Genomic DNA, 20281 nt, shown 5'->3' on the forward strand with positions numbered 1-20281 from the left:
CGTGCCGCGCCGGTTCAGCCGCGATGGATCGACACGCCGCCATCCACCAGCAACGCCGTGCCGGTGGTGAAGCTGGAGGCGTCCGAGGCCAGGTACAGCGCCGATCGGGCGATCTCTTGCGGCGCGGCCAGGCGCTTGAGCGCATGCAGGTTTTCGACGTAGCGGCGCGCCTCGGGCGAGGGCATGGAGGCGCGCCCCATCGGCGTGTCGGTGCCGCCGGGCAGCAGCGCGTTGGCGCGGATGCCTTGCGCGCCATACTCCGAGGCGATGGCCTGGGTCAGGCCGATCAGGCCGGCCTTGCTGGCGGCGTAGGCGCCCATGCCGGCAAAGGCCGCGGTATGGCCCACGAAGGTGGCGGTGAAAATCAGCGACCCGCCGCCGCGCCGCAGCAGGGCCGGGATCTGGTGGCGCGCGCCGAGGAAGGCACTGCCCAGGTTGGTGTCCAGGATCTGGCGCCAGGCCTCGGGCGAGACCTGGTGCAGGGGCTGGGCGTCGCCGGTCATGCCGGCGTTGTTGAAAGCGATGTCCAGGCCCCCGTAGCGCGTTTCGGCCAGGCTGACGGCGGCCTCGGCCAGGGCGTCGTCGCGCACATCGCCGGCCAGCGCCACGGCCCGGCCGCCAGCGGCTTCGATCTGGGCGACCTGTTTTTCCAGTTCGGCCTGGCGCCGCGCCACCAGCACGAGGCTGGCGCCCTCGCGGGCGAACAGTTTGGCCGCTTCATAGCCGATTCCCGAGCTGGCGCCGGTGATGATGGCGACTTTGCCGGTCAGTTGCTGCATGATCGTTCCTGTGGGTGAATGACGCGGCCACGATAGGCAGATCCGGCCGGCCCGGCTATCCGTTTCTTGCCGTGGCCGTGGCCGTGGCCTGCCGGCCGCCATTCCCGCCAGCGAGGTGGCAAGCAAGTCCAAGGGCTATTGCCAGTGCGTGCGGGACGGCCTGCAATCGAAAGTGCCCGAAAAGGACTTCCTGCGCTACGACCCGTCGCTGGCCGCCCACGCCACCGGCGTCGAGGCCGACAGACCGCGCGATCAGGTGATGGGCGTGGGGAACGTCTGCCTGCGGCGGATGCCGGACTTACAGCCGCGACGCGCTAAGGTTGGCGATCAGCGCGCCAGTTTCATTGATACGTCGGTGTGCGAGCCGCGATCCAGATCGGCGCCCAGGGGCATGCTGCTTGCGGGCAGCGAGAGCAACTCGCGTCCGACTTCCCCTGTTTCGATCCGGCGCGCGATATCGTCGAGCAATTGGGTGCGGGAGACGAATCCCTGGCCCTTGAGGTTCTTGGCATAGAGGCGGTAGCTGAGATTGGGCTCGCTGCCTTTCATGACGCCAAGTTCGTGGATCTCGCCCTGCTCGTTGCGGATCAACAGGTGGCCCGGGCGGGCATAGATACGGTAGATGCGCCAGGGGGAGGAAATCGCCGCATGGCCCGGACGAACCGCGCCGGCGCCGCCGCGCGATGCGTCGCGCGGCAAGGGGCTGGCGGGCGGCCCGGACGGCCGGGGCAGCAGCTTGACGCAGGCGTTGGCAAAACGCGCGATCGACCGCTTGAACGCGCTCACGCGCGCGCTGCCGAAAGCCCGTGGCAAGGGCGGGTGGTGTGGAGATGATGCGAGGTCATGGCCGTGCTCCTGTGCATGGCGATGCGGCGAGGATCGCGCGGTCAAGCACCATCCGGACAGCATACGCGCTTTGGCGTGCCGACGCGGGAAAACACACCTGGTGTTACGCGCAAGCGCCGCTTTTCGTGGAAATCAGCCGGTTTCCCGGCCGGAAAGGCGCCGTCCGGCGTGCAGCGGCGACCAAGGTGCTATTTGGAAACGGTGGTTGACTTTGCCGTGTCTTGCACCCATAGTGGGATTGAAGCTTTTCGAGCATCGTGATCATCGTCCGGTATTGCTCCTCTTTCGGGGAGCCTCATTGTTCGCCGTCCTTTCCTTGACTGGCTCACTTCGCGGGCAGTGCCCGCTATCTACAAGGAAAGAATCATGGAAACCGGAATCGTCAAATGGTTCAACGACGCCAAGGGCTTTGGCTTCATCATGCCCGAGAACGGCGGCAAGGATCTGTTCGCCCATTTTTCCGAAATCGTCAGCGACGGTCACAAGGTGCTGCTGGAAAATCAGCGCGTCAGTTACGTCACGGCGCAGGGCGCGAAAGGGCCGCACGCGACCCAGATCCGCGCATTGTGATGAAAGGCCCGCGCAAGCGGGCTTTTTGCTTATTGACGGAGGGCTTATGCTTCACAACAACATGGTTTACAAGGGCTACCGGCTGACCGCGAGCGTATCGCGCGTTGCCGTGGGCGGATCGAGTCGTCCCGCCTTCACGGCGACGGTCGCGGTGGAACTGGCTGGCGACCAGGACCGGCTCGGCGAACCCTATGCCGTGCCGCTGTTCGCCTCGGGCGGATTCGTGTCCAGTCCCAGCATGGCGGTGGACGCGGCGATCCATCACGGCCGCATCGTGGTCGATGCGCATGCCAGGCCCGCTTGAACGCCGGACCCGGCGACGGGTCCGCGCGGTAATCGCCAGCACAAACAACATGGCCGCCCAGGGCAACCGGGCGGCCTTCTTGTTTTCAGCGGTGCCTGGGCCAGGCCAAGTCTGTTGGCGGGAAGGCATCGGGCGCTGTGGGCGATTTGCCCGTCATGCTAAGGAAAAACCGGGATCGCGACAGAGGCCGCGGACCGTGTCAGGTGCGTTGCGGGTCGGAGGTGGAGGGCTTCTTGTCCTTTTCCGTTTGCGCTTGTTTGCGCGCGGCGTCTTCCTTCTGCTGCTGGGTTTGCTGTTCCTGCTGCTTGTTCGGCGACTGATTCTGGTCGGGTTGGCTGGACGATGCCTGGTAGCGTGTGGGGAAAGCCATGATAGGTACCTCTTGGTTGGACGCGGCGAGATGCCACCAACCCACGGTAGTCCGTTGTGGCCTCATTCCCTAACCTTCATTTGAAACAAAGAAAACGGCGCACCAATAACGTCCTGAACGCCCCGGCCGTCTCAATCCTTCAAGCCGAGCCGCCGCGCCAGCTTGTGCAGGTTACTGGAGTCGACTTCCAGCGCGCGCGCGGCGGCGGCCCAACTACCCTGGTGCGCGTCCAGCGCCTGGCGGATCGCCTGGCGCTGGCAGGCATCGACCGCGGCGCGCAGCGTCGGCGCGCCGCCCGCTGCCAGTACCGCGGCCGTGGGCGGCGGCGCGGGCAGGGCGCCGTCCTCCAGGTCGAGCAGGCCGGCGCCGAGCGTGACGATCTCGTTGCGATGCGCGCCGTGGCTGACGGCCTTGATGGCGGCGCGGCTGATGACGTGTTCCAGTTCGCGCACATTGCCGGGCCAGCGGTAGCGGCTCAGCATGTCTTCGGCCTCGGGTGACAGGCGCAGGCTGCGCAGCCCCAGCCGCGCGCGGTTCTGTTCCAGGTAGCGGCCCGCCAGCAGCAGCACGTCGCGGCCACGCTCGCGCAGCGGCGGAATGGGCACCGGATACACCGAGAGCCGGTGATACAGGTCGGCGCGGAAATCGCCCTGGCGCACCCGGTCGCGCAGGTCGCGGTTGGTGGCGGCGACGATACGCACGTCCACGGTGCGCGGGCGATCGTCGCCGAGCCGCTGGATTTCGCCATTTTGCAGGGTGCGCAACAGCTTGGCCTGCACCGCCAATGGCAATTCGCCGACCTCGTCCAGGAACAGCGTGCCGCCGTTGGCGGCATCGAAGCGGCCGGGCCGCTCGGTCAGCGCGCCCGAGAACGCGCCCTTGGCGTGGCCGAACAACTCGCTTTCGGCCAGCGATTCGGGCAGGGCCGCGCAGTTCACGTGCACCAGCGGCTTGCCGCGCCGGCGCGACTGGCGGTGCACGCGGTGCGCGAACAACTCCTTGCCCACCCCTGTCTCGCCCAGCAGCAGGATCGGCAGTTCGGAATCGGCCACCACCTCGATCTCATGCAACAGGCGCGCGATGGCCTCGCTCTGGCCCAGGATTTCGCTGTCGTCGGCCACCGCGCTGTCGGCCGGCGCCGGGCCGCGCGCCAGCCGCAGCGCGCGGATCTCGGTTTCCAGCCGGGTCACGCGCAGGGCCGCCTCGACCAGCGCGATCATGTCGCGCAGGTCGGACTGCGCCTCGCTGTCGAAGGTGCCGACCTCGAGCGCGTCCAGCGTCAGCACGCCCCAGGGGCGGCCCTCGAGATGCAGGCTGGTGCCCATGCAGTCGTGCACCGGCAGCGGCGCGCCCGCCATGCCGTTGATCAGGCCGTCGTACGGATCGGGCAGGGTGCTGTCGTGATGGAAACAGGTGACGCCGCGGCGCGCCAGGATGGCCGCCAGGCGCGGATGCTGTTGCACCGCGAAGCGCCGGCCCAGCGCGTCCTGGGTCAGGCCGTCCACGGCCACCGGCCGCAGGTGGTCGGCTTCCAGTTGCAGCAGGGCCACCGCGCCGCAGCGGAAATGGGTGCGCAGGCCGGCCGCCAGGCGTTGCAGGCGGACAGCGGCGGGCAGGTCGACCACCAGGTCGGTCAGGAGCAGGTTTTGCATGGGTCGATCGTACCCTTGCGGGTGATTAATACCGCGCATCGTCCGGGTGGTTCTTACCCTTTAATTTCCAAGTTATTGATTTGACGCAAGCTTTTCCTGGCACGGATCTCGCTTTGTCTTTCTTGCCCTCATCCCGCATGGAGAAACGCAATGAGCATGGTTGAGCAATCCCTGGGCCAGTTGGCCCGCAGCATTCCGGGCGCCACCGAGGTGTTCCACGAGTACCAACTGGATTTCTGCTGTGGCGGCAAGAAAAGCCTGGCGCAAGCCGCCGCCCAGCGCTCGCTGGACGCGGCCCAGATCGAAGCGCGGCTGCTGGCCCTGGCGGGCGCGGCGTCGGACGAGCGCGACTGGAACCAGGCCAGCCCGGCCGACCTGATCGACCACATCCTGGCGCGCTACCACGAGGTGCATCGGCGGCAATTGCCCGAACTGATCCGGCTGGCGTTGAAGGTGGAACAGGTGCATGCCGACAGCCCCGCTTGCCCCGCCGGCCTGGCCGACCACCTGCGCGAGATGAGCCAGGAACTGGAAAGCCATATGCAGAAAGAGGAACAGGTGCTGTTCCCGATGCTGGCGCGCGGCCATGGCGCGATCGCGGTCATGCCCATCACCATGATGCGCATGGAGCATGACGACCATGGCGTGGCGCTGGAGCGGCTGATGGCGCTGACCCATGACTTGACGCTGCCGCGCGCGGCCTGCAACACCTGGCGCGCGTTGTACCTGGGCCTCGGCACCTTCAAGCAGGACCTGATGGCCCACATCCACCTGGAGAACAACATCCTGTTCGAAAACGCCGAGACCGAAGCGATCCGGCCACGCGGTTAAGGGCGCGCTCCGCGCTGCCGCCGCCGGGCGGTACGCGGCCGCCTGGTTCGGCCGGCGCATCGCGGCGGCCGCGGCCGGCAGTGGCTTGTTGCCGGCGCGCTCGTCCAGCCTTTAGCATGCAAGCGTTTTTTCGAGGAGAACGCCTTGCTGACGAGAAGAACCTTCATGGCTTCGGCGGTGCTGGCCGGATCGATGCCCCTTCTGGCACACGCCCGGACTGATAAGAAAATCCGATGGACGCGCGAACGTCTCGCAACCTTCCAACAAGGCCTGGCCACGTTGGAGGCGGCCAGCCGCGGACGGCTCGGGGTGGCCGTGCTCGACACGGCCAGCGGCCAGGTCGCCGGCTATCGCGCCGACGAACGCTTCCTGATGCTCAGTTCCTTCAAGACACTGGCGGCGGCCTATGTGTTGGCGCGCGCCGACCGTGGCGAGGAGCCGTTGTCGCGCCGCATCGCCATCGCCGCCGCCGATCTCCAGGAACACGCTCCGGTCACGCGGCGGCATGTCGGGGCGCAGGGCATGACGCTGGCCGAGCTCTGCGAAGCCACCATCACCACCAGCGACAATGCGGCGGTCAACCTTATGCACAAGAACTACGGCGGCCCGCAGGCCTTGACCCGCTACGTGCGCAGCCTGGGCGATACCGTCACGCGCCACGACCGCTACGAACCCGAATTGAACCGTCCGCATCCGAGCGAGCCGCAGGACACCACCACACCGCAGGCCATGGCGCGCACGCTGGGACTGCTGCTGTTCGGCGACGCGCTCAAGCCGCAATCGCGGCAGCGGCTGCAAGCCTGGCTGCTGGCCAACACGACGGGCGACAAGCGCCTGCGCGCCGGCATTCCCGCGGATTGGAAAATCGGCGAGAAGACCGGCACCGACTCGAAGGTGGGCAGCAACGACGCCGGCTTCGCCCAGGCGCCGGGCAAGGCGCCGGTCATCATCGCGGCCTATCTCGAAACCACCGCGGTGCCGATGGCGGCACGCGACCACATCCTGGCGGAGGTCGGCAGGCGGGTGGCGGCATTGGGCTAGTGACGGGCGGTAAACGCGGTAAATTGGGGCCGTGAACAAAACACGCCACGGCCGGGCAAGGCGCAGCGCGCCCGCGGGCGCGCCAGCCACGCACCGAATCCGTATAAGATTTGAAAGTGCCGCCAATTTTCAGGCGGGAACCACCATGGACACACTCGATCAACAATTGCTGGGCCTGTTGCGCGCCGACGCGCGCGCAACCGTCGCGACCCTGGCCAAGAAGCTCGACGTATCGCGGGGCACCATCCACAACCGCATCGCGCGCATGGAAGACGAGGGCATCATCGTCGGCTACACCGTCAGGCTGCGCCCAGAATCCCAGCCCGATCAGATCGGCGCCTGGATGAACATCGCCGTCGACGGCAACGAAACCCGCCGCGTCGTCAGCATCCTGCTGGGCGACCCTGCCGTCGTCGCGCTGCACGACACCAATGGCCGCTGGGACCTGCTGGCCGAACTGCGCGTCGCCAACATCGAGGAAATGTCCCGCGTCCTGGATCGCGTCCGCCTCATCAAGGCCATCTCCGCCACCGAAACCAGCATTCACCTGAAAAGCTACAAGCTCGACTGATCCGGGCGCAGCCTCTCCCGCTTTCCCCCCGGTGCGGCAGATTCCCGCGTCCCCTCCCTGTTGACGACGCCTTCAACGTCCTCACGCCCGAACGTCTCTCCAGCACCACCGCACGCCCAAAACGGCCGCCCGTGAACTGACCCCAGGAAGTGGGACTGCAGATCAGCGCGCCGGCGACCCCATCGCCTGGAACAGCGCCGCCGTCTCGGTCAGGCGGGCATTGGCATATTCCACTTCGCGCACCCGCGCCGCGACGTAATGCTGTTCGCTGGCGTAGGCCGTGTCGGGCGCCAGCGCACCCAGCCGCACGCGGTTGGCGGTATTGCGGTACGACTGCTCGGCGGCGCGGCGCGAGGCCTCGGCCGAGGCCAGCGCCTGGCCATCCGCCTCCAGCCGCGCCAGCGTGTCGGCGACGTCGCGCAGCGCGGTCAGCACGGTCTGCTTGTATTGCAGCACCGCGGCTTCGTAGCGCTGCTTGGCGGCGCTGCGTTCGGCCAGCAGCGCGCCGCCATGGAAGATGGGTTGCGTCAGCGACGCGCCGACCGCCCAGATCGACCCCGCGCCGGACAGCGCCTGGGCCCAGCCAAAGCCGCCTTTGCCCATCGAGGCCGACAGCGACAGGCTGGGGAACAACTGCGCGGTGGCCACGCCCACGTCGGCCGCCGCCGCGCGCAGCACGGCTTCCGCCATGTGGATGTCGGGCCGCGCCGCCAGCAGTTCGGACGGCACCAGCACCGGCACTTCCGCGGGCACCGCCAGCGTGGCGAAGGCCAGGTCGGGCGGCGCCTGGTCGGGACTGCGGCCCATCAGCACCGCCAGCGCGTGGCGCGTGGCCTGCCACTGGGCGCGCAGGCCCGGCAGCGCGGCTGCCAGTGTGGCGGCGTCCTGATCGGCCTGCAGCGCGTCGTTCTGCGAAGCCGATCCCAGTTCGTAGCGGCGCTGCGTGTCGCGCGCCACCTGGCGCGCCAGCACCACCTGCTTTTCGGTCAGCGCCACGCGTTCGGCCAGGGAGGCCGAGGTGATGGCGCCAGTGACGATGTTGCCCGCCAGCGAACGGCGCGCCGACTCCAACTGGAACGCTTGCCGCTCCACCTGCGCCGCGCGCGACGCGTTCTCGAAGCGCGCCGCGCCGAACAGGTCCAGGTCGTAGCGGGCCTGCACCTGTCCGGTGAAGACGTTGTAGAGCGCCGTCGGCTCGGGCAGGTTGGGCATGGTCAGCGCGCGCTTGCGCGACACGTCGGCGCCGGCATCGACCGACGGCAGCAGCGAGGAATTGACCTGCCCGCGCAGTTGCTCGCGGGCGGCGGCCAGGTTGCGCTCGGCCGCCGCCAGGTCGGGGCTGTTGGCCAGACCTTCCTCCACCATGGCATTGAGCGCATCCGAGCCGTAGCGTTTCCACCATTCGGGCACGGCACGGGCATCGCGCGCATAGCGTTGCGCCACGCCCTGCGCGGCGGGGCCGGCAGCCGGTAACGGTTCGACGCCGTATTGCGCCGGCTGCGCCATGGCCGGCGGCTTGCTGTCGGGGGCGAAGGCGCAGGCGCCCAGCGCCAGCAGCAGCGGCAGGGTGGCCAGGCGCCAGGCCGGGGGCGGGAGACGGAGGGACATTGTCAGGCTCCTCGTTCGACGTTGTCGCCAGCGTGGGCGCCGGGCGGCACGCCTTCGGGTTCTTCACGCTCGTCATGGCGCACGCGGAACCAGGCGGCGTACAGCGCGGGCAGGAAGAACAGTGTCAGCACCGTGGCGCTGGTGATGCCGCCCATCAGGGCGGTGGCCATGGGGCCGAAGAAGTTGCTGCGCAACAGCGGGATCAGCGCCAGCACCGCGGCCGCGGCTGTCAGGGTGATGGGGCGGAAGCGCCGCACGGTGGCGCCGACGATGGCGTCGACGCGCTTGTGCCCGGCGCCGATGTCCTGCTCGATCTGGTCGACCAGGATCACCGAGTTGCGCATGATGATGCCGAACATCGCGATCACGCCCAGCATGGCGACGAAGCCGAACGGCTTGCCGAACAGCAGCAGCGCGGCCACCACGCCGATCAGGCCGAGCGGCGCGGTCAGCACCACCATCAGCACGCGGGCGAAGCTCTGCAGCTGCACCATCAGCAGCGTCAGCACCGCCACGATCATGATGGGCATTTGCGCGTTGATGGACGACTGGCCCTTGGCGCTTTCCTCCACCGGGCCGCCGACCTCGATGCGGTAGCCCACCGGCAGCTCGGCGCGCAACGCGTCCAGCTTCTTGTCGATGGCATGGGTGACGTCGATGCCCTGGGCGCCGGCCTTGACGTCGGCCTGCACGGTGATGGTGGGCTGGCGGTCGCGTTCCCAGATCACGCCGTATTCCAGGCCGTAGCGCACCTGGCCCAGGCTGCCCAGCGGCACCGGGCCGTTGGGCGTGGGCATGGCCAGGGTCGCCAGGCGGCCCGGATCCACGCGTTCGTTCGCGGGCGCGCGCAGGCTGACGTTGATTAGCTTGTCGCGCTCGCGGTACTGCGTCACGGTGTAGCCCGACAGCGTCATCGCCAGGAAGCTGGAGATGTCGTTCGAGCTCACGCCCACTTCGCGCGCCTTCTGCTGGTCGATGTCAAAGCGCACCGAGCGCTCGGACGGTTCGTCCCAGTCGAATTGCACGTTGACCGAGCGGCTGTCGGCGCGCACCTCGGCGGCGACTTTCTCGGCCACCTGGCGCACCTCGGGGATCTTGTCGCCGCTGACGCGGAACTGCACCTGAAAGCCCACCGGCGGGCCGTTCTCCAGCCGCGACAGGCGGCTGCGGATCGCCGGGAACTGCTCGCGCAATACCGGCGCGAGCCAGTGCGCCAGCTTCTCGCGGTCGTCCACCGAATTGGCGGTGATGACGATCTGCGCGAAGTTGGGCGTGGCCAGTTGCTGATCCAGCGGCAGGTAGAAGCGCGGCGCGCCGGTGCCGACGAAGCTCACCGAATGGGCGATCTCGGGCCGGCCGTCCAGCACCTTCTCGAGGCGTTCGACCTGGCGCAGCGTGGCGGCGAACGAGGCGCCTTCCGGCAGCCGCACGTCCACCAGCAACTCGGTGCGGTCGGAACTGGGGAAGAACTGCTGCGGCACCAGGCGGAAACCCGCCATCGCCACCACGAACAGCGCCACGGTCGACAGCAGCACGCGCCAGCGGCGGTCCACGCACCACGCCACCCAGCCGCGCAGGCGCTGGTAGAAGCGGGTGTTGTAGATGTCGTGTTCGTGGTCATCGGGCAGGTGCGCCGCGCGCTTGCGCTCGGGCAGCATGCGGTAGCCCAGCAGCGGGATTAACACCACCGCGGCGAACCACGAGGTGATCAGCGCGATCGCCGACACCTGGAAGATGGAGCGGGTGTATTCGCCGGTGCTGGATTCGGCCAGCGCGATCGGCAGGAAGCCGGCCACCGTCACCAGCGTGCCGGTCAGCATCGGGAAGGCGGTGCTGGTGTAGGCGAAGGCGGCGGCGCGCGCGCGGCTCCAGCCCTGTTCCAGCTTCACCGCCATCATCTCGACCGCGATGATGGCGTCGTCCACCAGCAGGCCCAGCGCCAGCACCAGCGTGCCCAGCGAGACCTTGTGCAGGCCGATGCCGAAAATCTCCATGAACAGCGCGGTTACGGCCAGCACCACCGGAATCGAGATCACCACCACCATGCCGGTGCGCAGGCCCAGCGACACCAGGCTGACGATCAGTACGATGGCCACGGCTTCGGCCACCGAGCGCAGGAACTCGTCCACCGAGAACGACACCGCCTTGGGCATGCTCGACACTTCGGTCAGCGTCAGGCCGGCCGGCAGGCGCGCCTTGAGTTCCGCGAACTTGGCCTCCAGCGCCTTGCCCAGGTGCACCACGTCCCGGCCCGGCTGCATGGTGATGCCGATGCCCAGCACCGGCTGGCCGCGCGCGCGCATCTGCTCGGCGGGGGGATCGTCGTAGCCGCGGTGGATGGTGGCGATGTCGCCCAGGCGGATCGACTTGCCGTTGACGCGGATCAGCGTCTCGGCCAGCGCGCGGGTGTCCTGGAACTGGCCGCTGGGGCGCACGAACACGCGGTCGTCGGCCGTGGTCAGGGTGCCGGCGCTGGCGACCGCGTTCTGACTGTTGATGGCCTCGGCGATCTGCTGCGGCGTCACGCCCAGGCGCGTCAGCTGGGTATTGCCGATCTCGATGTAGACGTGCTCGGGCTGCTCGCCGAAGTAGTCGACCTTGGCCACGCCCGGCACCCGCAGCAGCACGGTGCGCAGGTTGTCGGCGTAGTCGCGCAATTGCGCCGGCGAGAAGCCGTCGCCCGCCAGGGTGTAGATGTTGGTATAGACATCGCCGAATTCGTCGTTGAAGAATGGCCCCTGTACGCCCTGCGGCAGGGTGGCGCGGATGTCGCCGACCTTCTTGCGCACCTGGTACCACTCGTCGGCCACTTCGCTGGCCGGCGCCGAGTCCTTCATCGTAAAGAAGATCATCGATTCGCCGGGGCGCGAGTAACTGCGCAGGAAGTCCGTGGACGGCGTTTCCTGCAGCTTCTTGGCGATGCGGTCGGTGACTTGTTCCTGCACCTGCTGCGCGGTCGCGCCGGGCCACCGGGTCTGGATGACCATCACGCGGAAGGTGAAGGGCGGGTCTTCCGACTGCGCCAGACGCGAATACGACAGCACCCCGAACAGCGTCACCAGCGTGATCAGGAAGATCACCAGCGGCTGGTGCCGCAGGGCCCAGGCCGACAGGTTGAACTTGCCTTCCTCGTGCCGCTGCGACGCGCCTTGATTCTCCGGAACCGGCGCGCTCATGATGCGAAGTCCTCGGGGTGCAGCGGCGGCACCGCGCGGACTTTCTCGCCGGCCGACACAGCGTGCACGCCCTGCCAGACCACGCGCTCGCCGGCCTGCACGCCCTGCGACAGGGTGACGCTGCGGGCGTCGTAGCGCAGCACCTGCACGCGCCGCAGTTCCAGCGTGTCTTCCCGCGGCTTGACGATCCAGACGGCCGGTTCCTTGCCGTCATGGAACAGCGCGGTCGCCGGCACCGTGTAGGTGGTGGCGCCGTTGGCCTGGCGGTTGTCAAAGCTGATGTTGGCCGTCATGCCCAGCCGCACCTCGGGCGGGGGCGATTCCAGCGTCAGCTTGGCGCGGTAGGTGCGGCTCTGCGGATCGGCCGCTGGCGCGATCTCGCGCAGCACCGCGTTGACGGTCTTGCCGGGCAGCGGCGCCAGCGTCACGGTGGCGCGCTGGCCGATGGCCAGGCCCGCCAGCACGCTCTCGGGCACGTCGCACAGGGCGTCGACGTCGCCCGACCAGGCCAGGTTGTAAACCGCCTGGCCGGCCGCCACGTTCTGGCCGGTGTCGGCCTGTTCGGCGGTGATGACGCCGGCATGGTCGGCGACGAGCGTGGTGTAGTTGAGCTGGTCGGCCGACAGGGCGGCCTGTTGCGCCGCCTGGTCGCGTTGCGCGAGCGCCGAAGCGTAGGCGTTGCGGGTCTGTTCGAGCTGGTTGGCGGCGATCAGGTTTTCCCTGGCCTGGGCGCGGTCGCGTTCCAATTGCTGCCTGGCGTAGTCCAGTTGGTGCTGGGCGGCCGACAGTTGGGCGCGGGCGGCGGCGGCGTTCTTGGTGGCGTCGGCGGGATCGAGCCGGGCGAGCACCTGGCCGGGCTGGACCGTGTCGCCCAGGCGCACGCGGCGCTCGATGATCTTGCCGCCCACCCGGAACGACAGCGGCGTGCTGTAGCGCGCCTGAACTTCGCCGGGCAGGGTCCAGGCCGGCAGCACGGCGTCGGCCTTGGCGGGCATGGCCACCACAGGGCGCGGCGGCGGCGCGTCGGCTTCCTTGCTGCCGCAGCCGGCCAGCGCCAGCGTCAGGGCCAGCGCCAGGGCCGGCCAGGGACGAGTCGGGAGGAGACGGGACGAGACCGCGGCGGCGGCGGGATTGCGCGCGGCGGCGGGCGCGCAAGAACCAGGAGAATTCACGAAACACCTCGCGACGCGGGCTGGAGGAGGGAGGCGGGATGCGCGCCGCGCGGCCGTGGCCGGCCGGCGCGGCAACCGCGTAATCCGATACGGGATGGATTCTAATTCGCGAATGTATTCAAATACAAGTATGAATTTGGAATTGCCGGCGGTGCTAGAATCGCCGCATGTCAAAAGTCCGCCTTACCCGAGAGCAAAGCCGTGACCAGACGCGCCAGCGTCTGCTCGACGCCGCGCAATCGATCTTCCTGACCAAGGGCTTCGCGGCCGCCAGTGTCGAGGACATCGCCGAACTGGCCGGCTACACCCGGGGCGCCTTCTATTCCAATTTCGCCAGCAAGTCCGAACTGTTCCTGCAACTGCTCAAGCGCGACCACGCGAACGTGATGGGCGACATGCGCGCCATCTTCGAGGCCGGGGAAACCCGCCAGCAGATGGAAGACAGTGTGCTGCGCTACTACAGCACCCATTTCCGCGACAACGAGTGCTTCCTGCTGTGGATGGAAGCCAAGCTGCAGGCCGCCCGCGACCCGGAGTTCCGGGTCGGCTTCATGGCCTGCATGGGCGAACTGCGCGACGCCACCACCGAATACATCCGCCAGTTTTCCGAGCGCGTCGGCACGCCGTTGCCGCTGCCGGCGCGCGAACTGGCCATCGGCCTGCTGGCGCTGTCCGACGGCATGCAGTTCAGCTTCGCCTTCGATCCGCAAAACGTCAGCGCCGCGACCACCGAGGCAGTCCTGGCGGGATTCTTCCGCCGCGTGGTGTTCGGCGAACGCGAGCCCGGCCAGTAACGATCGGCCAGGGGGAGCGGCCGTCCGTCCCGGCAGGCGGAGACGCGCCCTGTCGCGGCAGCCGGCGGCATGATAGTAATAACGGCGGCGCGCCGGCTGGACTGAGGGGGCCAGCGCCGCGGCCTTCGACATCCCTCGGGCGAAAGGAGCGGCAGCATGTCTTCAGAAACCCGACCATCCACCATCAATCGCCCGGTCTTCTATCCGGCGGCGGTGTTCACGCTGCTGCTGGTGGGCTTGGCCATCGCGGCGCCCAAGGCCGCCCAGGGCCTGTTCGAGACCGTCCAGTCCTGGATCCTGGGCCACGCCAGCTGGTTCTACATCCTGGTGGTCGCCATCATCCTGTTGTCAGTGGTGTTCCTGGCCGTCAGCCGCTACGGCGACATCAAGCTGGGCCCGGATCACAGCGAACCGGACTACCGCAATTTCACCTGGTTCGCCATGCTGTTCTCGGCCGGCATGGGCATCGGCCTGATGTTCTTCGGCGTGGCCGAGCCGGTCATGCACTTCATGGCGCCGCCGGTGGGCGCGGGCGGCAATGCCGCCGCCGCCCGCGAGGCCATGAAGATCACCTTCTTCCACTGGGGGCTGCACGCCTGGGCGATCTATGCCATTGTCGCGTTGATCCTGGCCTTCTTCAGCTATCGCCATGGCCTGCCGCTGACGCTGCGGTCCGCCCTGTATCCATTGATCGGCAACCGCATCTACGGGCCGGTGGGGCATGCGGTCGACATCTTCGCGATCCTCGGCACCGTGCTGGGCGTGGCCACTTCCTTGGGGCTGGGCGTGGCCCAGATCAATAGCGGCCTGAACCATCTGTTCGGCGTGCCGGTGGGCGTGCCGACCCAGATCATCCTGATCATCATCACCTGCGGCCTGGCGACGTTGTCGGTGGCAAGCGGGCTGGACAAGGGCATCCGCATCCTGTCGGAGACCAACCTGGTGCTGGCGGCGGTGTTGCTGGTGTTCGTGCTGGTCGCCGGGCCCACCGTGTTCCTGCTGCAAACCTTCGTGCAGAATACCGGCGCCTACCTGTCGGACATCGTCAACAAGACCTTCAATCTCTACGCCTACGAGCCGACCGACTGGATCGGCGGCTGGACCCTGTTCTATTGGGGCTGGTGGATTGCCTGGTCGCCGTTCGTCGGCCTGTTCATTGCCCGCATCTCGCGCGGGCGCACCATCCGCGAATTCGTCAGCGGCGTGCTGCTGGTGCCGGCCGGCTTCACGCTGTTCTGGATGACCGTGTTCGGCGACACCGCCATCCACCTCATCCTGGTCGACGGGGTCAAGGACTTCGCGCAGACGGTGCAAGCCGACAGTTCGCTGGCCTTGTTCGCTTTCTTTGAGCAATTGCCCTGGAGCGGCGTCGTGTCGCTGGTGGCGATCGCCATGGTGGCGGTGTTCTTCGTCACGTCGGCCGACTCCGGCGCGCTGGTGGTGGACTTGCTGGCCTCGGGCGGCAGCGACCGCACGCCGGTGTGGCAGCGCATCTTCTGGTCATTGTTGATGGGCGCCGTGGCCATTGCGCTGTTGCTGGCCGACGGGTTGACCGCCTTGCAGACCGCCACCATCGCCAGCGCCCTGCCATTTTCCGTGATCCTGTTGTTGTCGCTGTGGGGGCTGTTCAAGGCCTTGAAGCTGGATGCGACCAAGCGCGGCATCCGCTACCAGTCTTTGACGCTGTCGCGCCCGGCGCGCGGCGGCCAGTCATGGGAGCGGCGCCTGCGCAACATGGTGATGATGCCGCGCCGCGCGCATGTGATGCGGTTCATCGCGGACGTGGTAAAGCCGGCGCTGGAGGACGTGGCCGACGAATTGCGCAAGCAGGGCTACGCGGTCGCGGTCAAGGAAGACGAGGGCGAGGGCGGCGTGGTGCTGGAGGTGAACCATGGCGAGCACCTGGACTTTTTCTATTCGGTGCAGCCGCAGGCCTTTGTGCGGCCCAGCCTGACGCCGGAGGAGGCCGCCGACGAAGAGGAACGCAAGTACTTCCGCGCCGAGGTCCACCTGCGCGAGGGCGGGCAGGACTACGACATCATGGGCTGGAGCCGCGATGCCGTCATCGGCGACATCCTCGACCAGTACGAACGCCATCGCCACTACCTGCACATGGTGCGCACCTAGCGGGCGCGAGCCTGTTTTCCCCGCAAACCGCCGGCCGTTGCCGGCGTTTTTTTTACCTGTGGGGCGTCGATAGCTTCGTTCAATCCTCGACATTACTTTAGGTTTTTTGACTTCGTCCGATTTTTCGATGATTATCCAAGCTGTTGCTTTGATAAATAGCGAGAGAGAATCATGAAGGCGAAATCGGGCGCATGGGCCGCCGGGGTGCTGGTGCTGGCGGTGGTGGCGGGGGGCGGGCTGTACGGCAAATGGCGTGGCGCGCGGCAGCCCGGCGGCTGGGCCATGGCGCCGGTCAAGGTGGCGGTGGCGCCGGTGTTGCAAGCGGACTTCCCGGCGGCGCTGGCGGGCATCGCCTCGCTCGAAGCGACACGCCAGGTGCTGGTGCCGGCCGAAGTCGACGGGCGCGTGGCGCAGATCCTGTTCACCCCTGGCGAGCGGGTACGCGCGGGACAACCACTGGTGCAGTTGAATGACGCGCCGGAGCAGGGCGAACTGGCGCGCGTGCAGGCCCAGGCCCGCAATGCCCGGGCGCTGCTGGAGCGCACCCGCCGCCTGGTGCCGCAGCAGGCCGCCACCCGCGAACAGTTGGACCAGGCCCAGGCCGACTACGACCAGGCCGCCGGTGAGATCAAGCGCATCCAGGCGCTGATCGAGCAGAAGCGCATCAAGGCGCCGTTCGACGGCGTGCTGGGCGTGCGCCGCGTCAATCTTGGCCAGTTCGCCCGCGCCGGCGAGCCACTGGTGTCGTTGACCGACGCGGCCAGCGTCTTTGCCAACATCACCTTGCCGGAACAGGCGCTGGGCGCGCTGCGGGCCGGCCAGCCGGTGACCGTGACGGTCGACGCCCACCCCGGCCGGGTGTTCGAGGGCGCCGTCACCACCATCGAGCCGCAAGTCGATCCGGGCTCGCGCACGGTGCGGGTGCAGGCCACGCTGGCCAATGCCGACGGCGCGCTGGCGGCGGGCATGTTCGCGCGCGGCCAGGTCGTGCTGCCGCCACGGCCGGGCGTGCTCACCGTGCCGGAGACCGCGATCAGTTACAGCGCCTATGGCGATTCGGTCTTTGTCGTGACGCCACCCAAGGCGGGCGACGCCTCGGCCCCGCCGACGGTGACCCAGGCCTACGTGCAAACCGCCGAGCGCGTGCGCGGCCGGGTGGTGGTGACCAAGGGCCTCAAGCCCGGTGACCGCGTGGTGACGTCGGGCCAACTGCGCCTGCACAACGGCGCGCCCGTCCAGATCAGCGCCCAGGACACCGTGGCGCTGGACGCGGCGCCACAATCCGTGGCGCAAGCCCGCTGAGCCCGCGGAGCCGATCATGAAGTTCACCGATCTGTTCGTGCGCCGGCCGGTGCTGGCGCTGGTGGTCAGCACGCTGCTGCTGTTGCTGGGGCTGCGCGCCCTGAGCGGCCTGCCGATCCGCCAATACCCGCTGACCGAAAGCACCACCATCACCATCACCACGCAATACCCGGGCGCCTCGCCCGACCTGATGCAGGGCTTCGTCACCCAGCCCATCGCGCAGTCCGTCGCCACCGTCGAAGGCATCGATTATCTGTCGTCGTCCTCGACCCAGGGGCGCAGCGTGATCACGGTGCGCATGAAGCTCAACGCCGATTCCAACAAGGCCATGACCGAGGTCATGGCCAAGGTCAACGAAGTCAAATACCGCCTGCCGCGGGACGCCTACGACCCGGTGCTGGTCAAGTCGGCCGGCGAGGCGACGGCCGTGGCCTACGTGGGTTTCTCCAGCTCGACCATGTCGCTGCCGGCGCTGACCGACTACCTGTCGCGCGTGGTGCAGCCGCAACTGTCGTCGATCGACGGCGTGGCCAGCGTGGAACTGTACGGCGGCCAGAAGCTGGCGATGCGGGTCTGGCTCGATCCCGACCGGTTGGCCGCGCGCGGCATTTCGGCCGGCGAACTGGCCGAGGCCCTGCGCCAGAACAACGTGCAGGCCGCGCCCGGCCAGGCCAAGGGGATGTATGTGGTGTCCAACATCAAGGTCAACACCGACCTGGTCAACGTGGCCGAATTCCGCGACATGGTGGTCAAGCGCGAAGGCGACGCCATCGTGCGCCTGGGCGACGTGGCCACTGTCGAACTGGGCGCGGCCTCGGCCGATTCCAGCGGCCTGATGGACGGCGAGCCGGCCGTGTACTTCGGCCTGAACGCCACGCCTGCCGGCAACCCGCTGGTGATCGTCAAGCGCCTGAACGAACTGCTGCCCGACATCAAGCGGAACCTGCCGCCCGGCACCCGCGTGCAGGTGCCGTTCGAGCTGGCGCGTTTCATCAGCGCCTCGATCGACGGCGTGGTGCACACGCTGATGGAGGCCGTCGTCATCGTGGTGGCGGTGATCTTCCTATGCCTGGGGTCGCTGCGCGCGGTGCTGATTCCGGTGGTGACGATTCCGCTGTCGATGCTGGGCGGCACCGCCATCATGGCGCTGTTCGGCTTCAGCGTGAACCTGCTGACGCTGCTGGCCATGGTGCTGGCCATCGGCCTGGTGGTGGACGACGCCATCGTGGTGGTGGAGAACGTGCACCGCCATATCGAGGAAGGCAAGTCGCCGGTGCGCGCGGCCCTGATCGGCGCGCGTGAAGTGGCCGGCCCGGTCATCGCCATGACCATCACGCTGGCGGCGGTGTACGCGCCGATCGGCCTGATGGGCGGCCTGACCGGCTCGCTGTTCAAGGAATTCGCCTTCACGCTGGCGGGGGCGGTGGTGGTGTCGGGCGTGATCGCGCTGACGCTGTCGCCGGTGATGAGCTCGTTCCTGCTCAATAGCCAGGTGTCCGAGGGCTGGATGGCGCGCCACGCCGAACATTTCTTCGGCCGCCTGGGCCAGGCCTACGGCCGGCTGCTGGATGTGTCGCTGCATCACCGCTGGGTCACCGGCCTGCTGGCGGTGGCGGTGATGGCCAGCCTGCCGTTCCTGTACAACGCCGCCCAGCGCGAATTGGCGCCGGTCGAGGACCAGTCCACCGTGCTTACCGCGATCAAGTCGCCGCAGCACGCCAACATCGACTACGTCGAGAAGTTCGGCAAGAAGTGGGACGAGGTGATGGCGACGCTGCCCGAGCAGAAGGGCCGCTGGCTCATCAATGGCTCGGACGGCGTGTCCAACAGCATCGGCGGCGTCGACTTCGTCGACTGGCACGCGCGCCAGCGCTCGGCCGACCAGATCCAGGCCGACATGCAATCCATGGTCAACCAGATCGAGGGCAGCAATATCTTCGCCTTCCAGTTGCCGCCGCTGCCGGGCTCGACCGGCGGCCTGCCGGTGCAGATGGTCATCATGAGCGCGGCCGACTACCCGGTGGTGTACGAGGCCATGGAGAACCTGAAGCAGGCGGCGCGCGCCAGCGGTCTGTTCATGGTGGTCGACAGCGACCTGGACTACAACAACCCGGTGGTGCAACTGAAGGTGGACCGCGCCAAGGCCAACAGCCTGGGCATCACCATGAAAGCGGTGGGCGACACGCTGGCGGTGCTGGTGGGCGAGAACTACGTCAACCGCTTCGGCATGGACGGCCGCTCGTACGACGTGATTCCGCAGAGCCTGCGCGGGCAGCGCATCTCGCCCGAGTCGCTGGCGCGGTATTACGTCAAGAGCGCCAGCGGCGCGCAGGTGCCGCTGGCGAACATCGTGTCGGTGTCGATGGGCGTGGAGCCCAACAAGCTGACCCAGTTCAACCAGCTCAACGCCGCTACCTTCCAGGCCATCCCCATGCCGGGCGTGACCATGGGCGACGCGGTGCAGTTCCTGACGCGCCAGGCGCGGCAGTTGCCGGCCGGCTTCAGCTACGACTGGCAATCGGACGCGCGCCAGTTCAGTCAGGAAGGCGCGGCGCTGATGATCACCTTCCTCTTTGCCATCATCGTCATCTATCTGGTGCTGGCGGCGCAGTACGAAAGCCTGCGCGATACGTTCATCATCCTGGTGAGTGTGCCGCTGTCGATCTGCGGCGCGCTGATCCCGCTGGCGCTGGGCATGGCGACCATCAACATCTACACCCAGATCGGGCTGGTGACGCTGATCGGGCTGATCAGCAAGCACGGCATCCTGATGGTGGAATTCGCCAACGAGATGCAGGTCAGCCACGGCCTGGACCGGCGCGGCGCGATCGAGCACGCCGCCCGCATCCGCCTGCGCCCGATCCTGATGACCACCGCCGCCATGGTGATGGGCCTGATCCCGCTGCTGTTCGCCAGCGGCGCCGGCGCCCACAGCCGCTACAGCCTGGGCCTGGTGATCGTGGTCGGCATGCTGGTCGGCACGCTCTTCACGCTGTTCGTGCTGCCCACCGTCTACACCGTGCTGGCGCGCGACCACCGCGCCGCCAACGACACGCCGCGCGCCCGCGAACTGGCGCAGGCGCGGGCCGAGGACGCGCCGCCGGCAACCGCGCCGCGCCCCGCCGCATCGCATTGAGG

General features: G+C 68.0%; 16 protein-coding genes. 9 read left to right on the plus strand and 7 right to left on the minus strand.

Going from position 1 to position 20281, the window contains the following annotated elements:
- Positions 1-14: 14 nt before the first annotated feature.
- On the minus strand, positions 15-779 hold the full coding sequence (locus tag ACN6O8_RS00170) for an SDR family oxidoreductase (protein WP_427989084.1): 765 nt from the start codon (positions 777-779) through the stop codon (positions 15-17).
- 327 nt (positions 780-1106) lie between these two features.
- Positions 1107-1565 carry a hypothetical protein gene (locus ACN6O8_RS00175; RefSeq protein ID WP_427989579.1) on the minus strand — a complete coding sequence of 153 codons (459 nt, stop codon included), beginning with the start codon at positions 1563-1565 and terminating at the stop codon, positions 1107-1109.
- Between the two features lie 426 nt (positions 1566-1991).
- On the opposite strand from ACN6O8_RS00175, the gene ACN6O8_RS00180 reads away from it, so the two are divergent.
- The gene (locus tag ACN6O8_RS00180; protein WP_006223700.1) at positions 1992-2195 is read left to right on the plus strand and encodes a cold-shock protein; all 204 of its coding nucleotides are present in this window, start codon (positions 1992-1994) and stop codon (positions 2193-2195) included.
- A 46-nt stretch (positions 2196-2241) separates the two neighbouring features.
- Positions 2242-2499, plus strand: a complete 258-nt coding sequence (locus ACN6O8_RS00185) for a hypothetical protein (RefSeq protein ID WP_427989085.1) — start codon at positions 2242-2244, stop codon at positions 2497-2499.
- Between the two features lie 199 nt (positions 2500-2698).
- Here ACN6O8_RS00185 and ACN6O8_RS00190 read toward each other — a convergent pair whose 3' ends face one another.
- Both ACN6O8_RS00190 and norR read right to left on the minus strand, forming a co-directional pair.
- Entirely contained in the window at positions 2699-2869 is a 171-nt protein-coding gene (locus ACN6O8_RS00190) for a hypothetical protein (protein ID WP_427989086.1), read from the minus strand.
- 131 nt (positions 2870-3000) lie between these two features.
- Positions 3001-4521: a nitric oxide reductase transcriptional regulator NorR gene (norR, locus tag ACN6O8_RS00195; RefSeq protein WP_427989087.1), complete on the minus strand. Its 1521-nt coding sequence runs from the start codon at positions 4519-4521 to the stop codon at positions 3001-3003.
- Between the two features lie 150 nt (positions 4522-4671).
- On the opposite strand from norR, the gene ytfE reads away from it, so the two are divergent.
- The 3 genes from ytfE (at position 4672) to ACN6O8_RS00210 (ending at position 6964) form a co-directional block, all read left to right on the plus strand.
- The gene (ytfE, locus tag ACN6O8_RS00200; RefSeq protein WP_427989088.1) at positions 4672-5352 is read left to right on the plus strand and encodes an iron-sulfur cluster repair protein YtfE; all 681 of its coding nucleotides are present in this window, start codon (positions 4672-4674) and stop codon (positions 5350-5352) included.
- A gap of 144 nt (positions 5353-5496) precedes the next feature.
- Entirely contained in the window at positions 5497-6393 is an 897-nt protein-coding gene (gene bla, locus ACN6O8_RS00205) for a class A beta-lactamase (RefSeq protein WP_427989089.1), read from the plus strand.
- A 145-nt stretch (positions 6394-6538) separates the two neighbouring features.
- Positions 6539-6964, plus strand: a complete 426-nt coding sequence (locus ACN6O8_RS00210) for an Lrp/AsnC family transcriptional regulator (RefSeq protein ID WP_427989090.1) — start codon at positions 6539-6541, stop codon at positions 6962-6964.
- A gap of 162 nt (positions 6965-7126) precedes the next feature.
- On the opposite strand, the gene ACN6O8_RS00215 is transcribed toward ACN6O8_RS00210, so the two are convergent.
- From ACN6O8_RS00215 to ACN6O8_RS00225, 3 genes are read right to left on the minus strand one after another with little or no spacing between them, the layout of a single operon-like run.
- Positions 7127-8572: an efflux transporter outer membrane subunit gene (locus ACN6O8_RS00215; RefSeq protein WP_427989091.1), complete on the minus strand. Its 1446-nt coding sequence runs from the start codon at positions 8570-8572 to the stop codon at positions 7127-7129.
- A 2-nt stretch (positions 8573-8574) separates the two neighbouring features.
- Complete coding sequence (locus ACN6O8_RS00220; RefSeq protein WP_427989092.1) at positions 8575-11748, minus strand: efflux RND transporter permease subunit; 3174 nt, start codon at positions 11746-11748, stop codon at positions 8575-8577.
- Positions 11745-12920, minus strand: coding sequence for an efflux RND transporter periplasmic adaptor subunit (locus tag ACN6O8_RS00225; RefSeq protein WP_427989093.1), 1176 nt, complete (start codon positions 12918-12920; stop codon positions 11745-11747). The genes ACN6O8_RS00220 and ACN6O8_RS00225 overlap by 4 nt, the downstream gene beginning before the upstream one ends.
- A gap of 167 nt (positions 12921-13087) precedes the next feature.
- Between ACN6O8_RS00225 and ACN6O8_RS00230 the strand changes: the two genes are divergently transcribed.
- The 4 genes from ACN6O8_RS00230 (at position 13088) to ACN6O8_RS00245 (ending at position 20279) form a co-directional block, all read left to right on the plus strand.
- Positions 13088-13714 (plus strand): TetR/AcrR family transcriptional regulator, encoded by a 627-nt coding sequence (locus ACN6O8_RS00230; protein WP_427989094.1) that lies wholly within the window; start codon positions 13088-13090, stop codon positions 13712-13714.
- Between the two features lie 156 nt (positions 13715-13870).
- Positions 13871-15841, plus strand: a complete 1971-nt coding sequence (locus tag ACN6O8_RS00235) for a BCCT family transporter (protein ID WP_427989095.1) — start codon at positions 13871-13873, stop codon at positions 15839-15841.
- A gap of 171 nt (positions 15842-16012) precedes the next feature.
- A complete protein-coding gene (locus ACN6O8_RS00240; RefSeq protein WP_427989096.1) occupies positions 16013-17143 on the plus strand; it encodes an efflux RND transporter periplasmic adaptor subunit in 1131 nt (376 codons plus the stop codon).
- Positions 17144-17159: 16 nt separating this feature from the next.
- Positions 17160-20279 carry a MexW/MexI family multidrug efflux RND transporter permease subunit gene (locus ACN6O8_RS00245; RefSeq protein ID WP_427989097.1) on the plus strand — a complete coding sequence of 1040 codons (3120 nt, stop codon included), beginning with the start codon at positions 17160-17162 and terminating at the stop codon, positions 20277-20279.
- The last annotated feature ends 2 nt before the right edge of the window (positions 20280-20281 follow it).

It is taken from the genome of Achromobacter sp. (assembly GCF_050285565.1).
In the GTDB taxonomy this organism is placed as follows: domain Bacteria; phylum Pseudomonadota; class Gammaproteobacteria; order Burkholderiales; family Burkholderiaceae_B; genus Achromobacter.

What these genes read in the sequence shown, in the direction of transcription:
- ytfE (WP_427989088.1), top strand. Translation starts at nt 4,672, where the DNA reads ATGAGCATGGTTGAGCAATCCCTGGGCCAGTTGGCCCGCAGCATTCCG.
- ACN6O8_RS00210 (WP_427989090.1), top strand. Translation starts at nt 6,539, where the DNA reads ATGGACACACTCGATCAACAATTGCTGGGCCTGTTGCGCGCCGACGCG.
- ACN6O8_RS00170 (WP_427989084.1), bottom strand. Translation starts at nt 779, where the DNA reads ATGCAGCAACTGACCGGCAAAGTCGCCATCATCACCGGCGCCAGCTCG.
- ACN6O8_RS00215 (WP_427989091.1), bottom strand. Translation starts at nt 8,572, where the DNA reads ATGTCCCTCCGTCTCCCGCCCCCGGCCTGGCGCCTGGCCACCCTGCCG.
- ACN6O8_RS00185 (WP_427989085.1), top strand. Translation starts at nt 2,242, where the DNA reads ATGCTTCACAACAACATGGTTTACAAGGGCTACCGGCTGACCGCGAGC.
- ACN6O8_RS00240 (WP_427989096.1), top strand. Translation starts at nt 16,013, where the DNA reads ATGAAGGCGAAATCGGGCGCATGGGCCGCCGGGGTGCTGGTGCTGGCG.
- norR (WP_427989087.1), bottom strand. Translation starts at nt 4,521, where the DNA reads ATGCAAAACCTGCTCCTGACCGACCTGGTGGTCGACCTGCCCGCCGCT.
- ACN6O8_RS00190 (WP_427989086.1), bottom strand. Translation starts at nt 2,869, where the DNA reads ATGGCTTTCCCCACACGCTACCAGGCATCGTCCAGCCAACCCGACCAG.
- ACN6O8_RS00180 (WP_006223700.1), top strand. Translation starts at nt 1,992, where the DNA reads ATGGAAACCGGAATCGTCAAATGGTTCAACGACGCCAAGGGCTTTGGC.
- ACN6O8_RS00220 (WP_427989092.1), bottom strand. Translation starts at nt 11,748, where the DNA reads ATGAGCGCGCCGGTTCCGGAGAATCAAGGCGCGTCGCAGCGGCACGAG.
- ACN6O8_RS00235 (WP_427989095.1), top strand. Translation starts at nt 13,871, where the DNA reads ATGTCTTCAGAAACCCGACCATCCACCATCAATCGCCCGGTCTTCTAT.
- ACN6O8_RS00230 (WP_427989094.1), top strand. Translation starts at nt 13,088, where the DNA reads ATGTCAAAAGTCCGCCTTACCCGAGAGCAAAGCCGTGACCAGACGCGC.
- ACN6O8_RS00245 (WP_427989097.1), top strand. Translation starts at nt 17,160, where the DNA reads ATGAAGTTCACCGATCTGTTCGTGCGCCGGCCGGTGCTGGCGCTGGTG.